The following is a 5,672-nucleotide window of genomic DNA, read 5'->3' as shown; positions in this document are numbered from 1 at the left end:
GTATCCGCCCCAGATTTTCCGTCAAAGGAGGGGCAGGATGCTCTACCTTGTCTGTGTTTCCCTTTGCGGGGAGGAACCGATGGATTTCTTTTCCCAGCTGGACCGGCTGGGGGAGGTGCTCCAATCCTTCCCCGGCTGTTTTCTTCTCTGTTCCCGGTATACGGTGCTGGGGATCCGGGAAAGGCTTTGCGGCTATCTTCCCCCAGGAGAATCCCTAGTGGTCACCCGCCTGCGCCGGGATGAATGCGCCGGAAAGCTGCCTCCCTCCTCTAAAAAATTCATGGGACTGTATATCGATGGCCTGGCAACCCCGGAGTGATTCTTTCTCTCCCCAGCCGCCTGTGATTTTTCCGCATCCTTCGTCTCTAACCAAACACAGGAGGATTCCACTCAGCCGGATCCCCCTGTGTTTGTGTGTGAGATTATGGGGAATCTGTTCTCTATCAGTTACGCCGGAATGTGGTCACGACGCGAAACTGATCACATACTCCATCCGGCTGCTGCGTCCCAGCAGGAAATCAATACTGCACCCAAACAGATCCGCCATGGCGATGAGCCTGTCCGACGGGATGGGCTCTCTGCCGATTTCCCAGCTGCGCAGCCGGGCAGGGGTGACGCCCAACTTCCGGGCCAAGGCCTCCCTTGTCATGTTATGTTCTATTCTCATCCGTTCCATATTTTTAAATATCGTCATTGTATTTCCTCCATTCTGTTTCTTGTTCGCTTTTATTATAACTCATTACGAATAAAAATCAAGGGGTTTTTGAAAAAAATATCTCAAAACAGAAATTTTAATATTGCAATACGAAAATAAATAGAGTATAATAAAGACAACAAGAAAGGAAGTGCGTTCCTATGACATTTGGACAAAGACTCATCCAACTGCGGGAGGAGCAGGGATATTCCCGGCAGCAGCTCTCCCAAAAGCTGGGTCTGCCCTATAATACCTACCGCAACTATGAAGCCGACGCCAGGGAGCCGGCCTATTCTCTGCTCTGTGAGATGGCCAATGTGCTCAATGTTTCCACCGACTACCTGCTCTGCCGCACCGACATCCGCCAGCCGGCCCTGGAGCTGGACGAGGAGGAAAGCCGCCTGATCCTCAACTTCCGGCGGTTGGACGACCGGGGGAAGGCCACCGTCAACGCGGCCACCGCCTCCCAGCTGTCCTACTGCGAGACTGGAGGCGGCGCCATTCCCACCTCCAAGAGCACAAGCCAAAAGCTTTCCTCCCTCTCTCTCCTTCACCCTGCCGCCGACGCGCCGATTGCGGCCCGAGGCGGCGTCTCCGGCATCAGCGAAGAAGACAGAAGGGATGCGGAGAAAATCAGCAGGATGTTCTTCTCGGATGGCAATGGTAACAACGACTAAGCCACACGAGAGGAGCCGTTCGGTATGCATCCTTCCCTGGAACTGTTTCAACGGGCAGACGTCCATTCCCTGCCCGTCTCTCCCCTCTCCCTGCTGGCGGCCATGAAGGTTCCGGTGCTGACCTATGGCCAGTACAGTCAGGCCGCCGGAAAAAGCCTTTCCTATCTGCTGGGCCGCTTTGGGCCGGATGGGATGACCTTCCCCATCGACGGTAGGCTGACCGTCTTTTACAATGAGCTCAACGATCCGGGCCGGATCCGCTGGACCCTGGCTCATGAACTGTCCCATATCCTGCTCCACTACCATCCTAAAAAGCGGAGCCCTCTCACCCCCTCCCCCGCTGGAAAAAAGGACCCGATGGAGCGGGAGGCCGATCAGCTGGCCAAGGAAATTCTGGGGCCGCTGGTGGTTCTCCACTTCTGCGGCGTCAGTTCCCAGAGAGAGCTCAGGGAGCTGACCGGCTTTTCCCATGAGGCCGCGGACTACCGTTTTGCGGAGCTGGAGGCTTTCCGCCGCCAGCGCAGCGCCATCGTCTCCCGGGATGATCTGCGGCTGTTTCTCCAGTTTGAGCCTTTCATCACCGCCTATATTGCCCAAAAGGCTAAAAAGAAGGACAGCGGCCTCGATATTTTTCAAGAAAACACCTCCAACATCCCCTAAAAATCCCCTCTGCTACGGTTTTCCTTTTCCGTATCAGAGGGGATTTCTGTTTTGTCCGTCCGCTGACCGAAGCCTGGGGCCTTTTGAGGGACTTTCTCATATACTGAAGGGAAAGGGGGCGATCGCATGGCGGAAGACAACGGCATCTCCTACGTGGCGTCTGGGGAAAAACAGCGGCTGCGACGAGCCGCTGACCGCGCCGCAGCCAACGCTCCCGGAGACCCCGATAACGCCAACCGGCCCACCCGCAAGAGCAAACTCCGTATGTCAGAGGAGGACATTGTGGGCCTTGCCTCCATCCTGGCCCTAAGTCTGGGCAAGGATAAGACCCGCCGGGATCTGGAAACCCTGGTCAATCTCTTTTCCCTGACCACCACCAACCTGCGTTCCATGCTCAGCCAGCGGGCTATCAACCGAGGGGCCACCATTGAAATCATCGATTAACCTGCTTGGATTTTTTGAGTTTTGCAATGGGTAGGTTTATCTTAAAATAGGCGCACACCAGGCGCACCGCTACAATCAGGCCCATCGAGAGGTATGCCGCGGGCATCAGCCCGATATAGGGATGGAGGAACCAGAGAACCACCGTGCCCAAAAGGGCTGCCAGCGCATAGATTTCCCGCCGGAGGATCACCGGCACCCGCTGGCACAATAGATCCCGCAGCACCCCACCGCCTACGGCGGTGATGACCGAGACAAAGGCAAATTCAGTCAGGCTATAGCCCGACTGGATGGCTTTCACCCCTGTGTCAATGGCGAACACCGCCAGGCCTAACGTATCAAAAAGGGGGATCAGGAGCAGGGTCCGGAGCCTGTCCCCTAGAAGCATGACGGCGGCGGCTGTCATCAGGACCAGAAGGATGCTCACATAGCTTTGGAAAAAGATGGGGACTCCCACGTCCATAATAACATCCCGCAGTATGCCGCCGCCCAAGGCTGTCACCGTAGCCACCACAAGGACGCCGAAAATATCCATCCGCTTGCCCATGGCCACATAGGCTCCCGACGCGGCAAAAGATATGATGCCGATATACTCCAGAATGCTGATAAAATTGATCTGCATATATTCCACCTCTACCTGCAAAGCGTCAGTAGACGCATTTTGACACACATATCCATGTCCAGCTGGCGGATCTCCTCCCCAAACCGGACTTCGATCCGCTTGTCGGACACCGAAAGCACCGTCCCCTCCCCGAAAAGGGGATGCCGCACCCTTTCTCCCCCGGACAGCTGGGGAAAGGCTTCCGATGAACGGGGCTGTGGAGCCGGTTTGATCTTCTCTTTGGCCGCTGGGCGCCGGCTCATCTCTACAAAGCGGGAGACCTTGCTGTTTTTCTGGGAAATCTCGTCGCTGACCATGAGGACAAGCCGGTCCTTTGCCCGGGTCATGGCCACATAAAAGAGCCTGGTTTCCTCTTCCAAGGCGTCTCCGACGCCCTCTACATGGCTTTGGATGGCTACGTCCGAGGGGAAACGCCCCTCCAGCAGGTCGATGAGGATGACCTGATCAAATTCCAGCCCCTTGCTGGCGTGGACGGTGGAAAGGGTCAAATTGCTCACCGCCCGGTTTTTCTCCCTGCACAGGGCTCCAAAGTCCTCAATGCGCTGGGCAAAGGCATAGACGTCCCGATATCCGGAGGCCAGGGACCGGAGCATGTCCACCTTATACATCATGGTCTCATACCGGCTTCCCGACCGGGTGATCCGGTTAAGGTACCGCTCGTAGCCTACGTCCCACAGGATACTGTCCACCATATCCGCCGGCCGCATTAGCTTGAGCATCCTGATCCTTTCCGAAAGGGATTTTAGATCCTCCCACCTGCCCTGGTAGGGGGCATCCCGGAGGATCTGGAAAATGTCGGCGCCGGGACGGTGGTTATGTTTGACAAAGGCATAGACCTCCTTGGTCAGATAGCAGGAGGTCTTGAAAAACACCCGGGAAAAAGCCCGCAGATCCGACGGGTCGGCGCTGAGGCTTAAAAACGCCATTACGTCGGCGGTGACCGGGTTATCCATAGGGTTAACAGACCCGGAGCGCAGTCGAAAGCCCATCCCCTCCCGATCCATCAGGTCGACAAGGGGGATGGCGGAATCGTTGTTGCGGTAGAGCACCGCCATGGTTCTACCGGGGGCGAGGGCTTTGGCCTGATCCATCACATACCGGTACTGCTCCTGCAGATTCCGGACAAGCTGATGCTCCACCGGCACCCCCTCTCCCCGCACGCCGTGCATCTGTTTGTCATAGCGGTCCTGGTTGTGAGAGATCAGCGCCGAAGCATCCCGGATGATGGCATCGGTGGAGCGGAAATTGCGCTCCATCTTGAGGATCTCCCCGTCTGGATAGTCCTGGGAAAAGCGCAGCAGCGCTTGGGGGAAAGCTCCCCGGAAGCCATAGATGCTCTGATCCTCGTCCCCCACCATGAAAAGCTGACGGCTCCGGGCGGCCAGCATCCCGATAATCTCATGCTGAATTTTGGAGGTATCCTGAGCCTCATCCACGTTGATGTACCGGTAATGCCCCTGCACACTCTCAAGTAGCTTCCCGTCGGTGGACAGGTATTCGTAGGCCAGGGTTAACATGTCGTCGAAATCCATCAGCCCAGTCTCCCGCTTGTACCGCTCATATCCCTGATAGATCTCCCAGAAATGGTCGCAGACCGAAAGCTCCCGAACCTGGTCTTCCTCCAGCATCATGTTTTTTACATAGCCAATGGCCTGCCGGACGTCCTCGATCTCCTCCTGGGTGGGGCTCAGCCCTTGATATTTCCGGAACAGTTCGACAAACAAGCGGTTGACCTTCTGTCCCAGCACCGTCTCCAAAAGCCGTGGCGGCCGGAGACGGTCCCGGCGGCATTTATTCATCACCACCCGGTAGCAGAAGCTGTGGATGGTCTGGAACCGGGGCAGGGAGAGAAGGCTGCCGAAAAGCCGCTGGAACCGCTCTCCCATGTCCCGCGCGGCCTCTTTGTTAAAGGTAAGGGTCAAGATTTCCGCCGGCCGGATGCCACGGCAGGCGATCATATGGGCCACATGGGTGACAAGCACCGTGGTCTTGCCCGCTCCCGGCACTGCCAGCAGGAGCACCGGCCTGCCGCCGGCCACTACCGCCGCCCTCTGCTGGGCGCTGAGCTGGATCTGGAAATTCTCTTTGAGATAATCAAAGAGCGCCTGTTCCTCCATCTGCCGATTCCCCCTGTCCTTTGCTGTCTTTATCCTACCACATCCCGGCCACTTTGGAAAGGGTTGACAAGCCTTCCCTCCAGGCGGTATGATGGGACAAAACTGAAGTATAACAGGAAAGAGGAGAAGCCATGGAGATAGAGAAGCTGCAAAATATCCGCATGTTTCTTTTGGATATGGACGGCACCTTTTATTTGGGCAATCAGATCTTTGATTGCTCCTATACCTTTGTCAAGAAGGTGGAGGAAACCGGCCGGGAGTTTATGTTCCTGACCAACAATTCCTCCAAAGACCGGTTCGCCTACCAGGAGAAACTGCGGCGGATGGGCTTTGAGGTAGCTCCCCAGCGGATCTTTACCTCAGGAGAGGCCACTACCATCTACCTCAACCAGCATTTCCCCGGCAAGAGGGTCTATCTGGTGGGCACCGACTCCCTGACCCGGGAATTTGAAAGGGCGGGC

7 protein-coding genes and 1 pseudogene are annotated in these 5,672 nt (G+C 56.5%); 5 read left to right on the top strand and 3 right to left on the bottom strand.

The features are described from left to right. Window positions 1-319, top strand: a 319-nt coding sequence (locus tag ACZ25G_RS07505) for a hypothetical protein (protein WP_463682040.1), incomplete at its 5' end; no start/stop codon positions are given. A gap of 144 nt (window positions 320-463) precedes the next feature. Here the strand turns inward: ACZ25G_RS07505 and ACZ25G_RS07500 are convergent. Continuing rightward, window positions 464-694 carry a helix-turn-helix domain-containing protein gene (locus ACZ25G_RS07500; RefSeq protein WP_191482749.1) on the bottom strand — a complete coding sequence of 77 codons (231 nt, stop codon included), beginning with the start codon at window positions 692-694 and terminating at the stop codon, window positions 464-466. Window positions 695-855: 161 nt separating this feature from the next. Between ACZ25G_RS07500 and ACZ25G_RS07495 the strand changes: the two genes are divergently transcribed. The 3 genes from ACZ25G_RS07495 (at window position 856) to ACZ25G_RS07485 (ending at window position 2,475) form a co-directional block, all read left to right on the top strand. Next, window positions 856-1,371 carry a helix-turn-helix domain-containing protein gene (locus tag ACZ25G_RS07495; protein ID WP_463682039.1) on the top strand — a complete coding sequence of 172 codons (516 nt, stop codon included), beginning with the start codon at window positions 856-858 and terminating at the stop codon, window positions 1,369-1,371. A 24-nt stretch (window positions 1,372-1,395) separates the two neighbouring features. Continuing rightward, the gene (locus ACZ25G_RS07490) at window positions 1,396-2,031 is read left to right on the top strand and encodes an ImmA/IrrE family metallo-endopeptidase (RefSeq protein WP_463682038.1); all 636 of its coding nucleotides are present in this window, start codon (window positions 1,396-1,398) and stop codon (window positions 2,029-2,031) included. A gap of 126 nt (window positions 2,032-2,157) precedes the next feature. After that, entirely contained in the window at window positions 2,158-2,475 is a 318-nt protein-coding gene (locus tag ACZ25G_RS07485; protein ID WP_463682037.1) for a hypothetical protein, read from the top strand. On the opposite strand, the gene ACZ25G_RS07480 is transcribed toward ACZ25G_RS07485, so the two are convergent. Next, window positions 2,465-3,094, bottom strand: coding sequence for a trimeric intracellular cation channel family protein (locus ACZ25G_RS07480; protein ID WP_463682036.1), 630 nt, complete (start codon window positions 3,092-3,094; stop codon window positions 2,465-2,467). The two genes, ACZ25G_RS07485 and ACZ25G_RS07480, sit on opposite strands and share 11 nt — an antisense overlap. Window positions 3,095-3,105: 11 nt before the next feature. Then, window positions 3,106-5,211, bottom strand: a complete 2,106-nt coding sequence (locus tag ACZ25G_RS07475; protein WP_463682035.1) for an ATP-dependent helicase — start codon at window positions 5,209-5,211, stop codon at window positions 3,106-3,108. Window positions 5,212-5,342: 131 nt separating this feature from the next. Between ACZ25G_RS07475 and ACZ25G_RS07470 the strand changes: the two are divergent. Next, window positions 5,343-5,672, top strand: a pseudogene (locus ACZ25G_RS07470) (HAD-IIA family hydrolase); the annotation flags it as partial.

It is taken from the genome of Zongyangia sp., from assembly GCF_965361945.1.
This window is presented reverse-complemented; position numbering and strand designations above follow the sequence as displayed.

Bases quoted from the DNA above. Each gene is read 5' to 3' on its own strand.
- ACZ25G_RS07485 (WP_463682037.1), top strand. From the start codon at position 2,158: ATGGCGGAAGACAACGGCATCTCCTACGTGGCGTCTGGGGAAAAACAG.
- ACZ25G_RS07480 (WP_463682036.1), bottom strand. From the start codon at position 3,094: ATGCAGATCAATTTTATCAGCATTCTGGAGTATATCGGCATCATATCT.
- ACZ25G_RS07500 (WP_191482749.1), bottom strand. From the start codon at position 694: ATGACGATATTTAAAAATATGGAACGGATGAGAATAGAACATAACATG.
- ACZ25G_RS07495 (WP_463682039.1), top strand. From the start codon at position 856: ATGACATTTGGACAAAGACTCATCCAACTGCGGGAGGAGCAGGGATAT.
- ACZ25G_RS07490 (WP_463682038.1), top strand. From the start codon at position 1,396: ATGCATCCTTCCCTGGAACTGTTTCAACGGGCAGACGTCCATTCCCTG.
- ACZ25G_RS07475 (WP_463682035.1), bottom strand. From the start codon at position 5,211: ATGGAGGAACAGGCGCTCTTTGATTATCTCAAAGAGAATTTCCAGATC.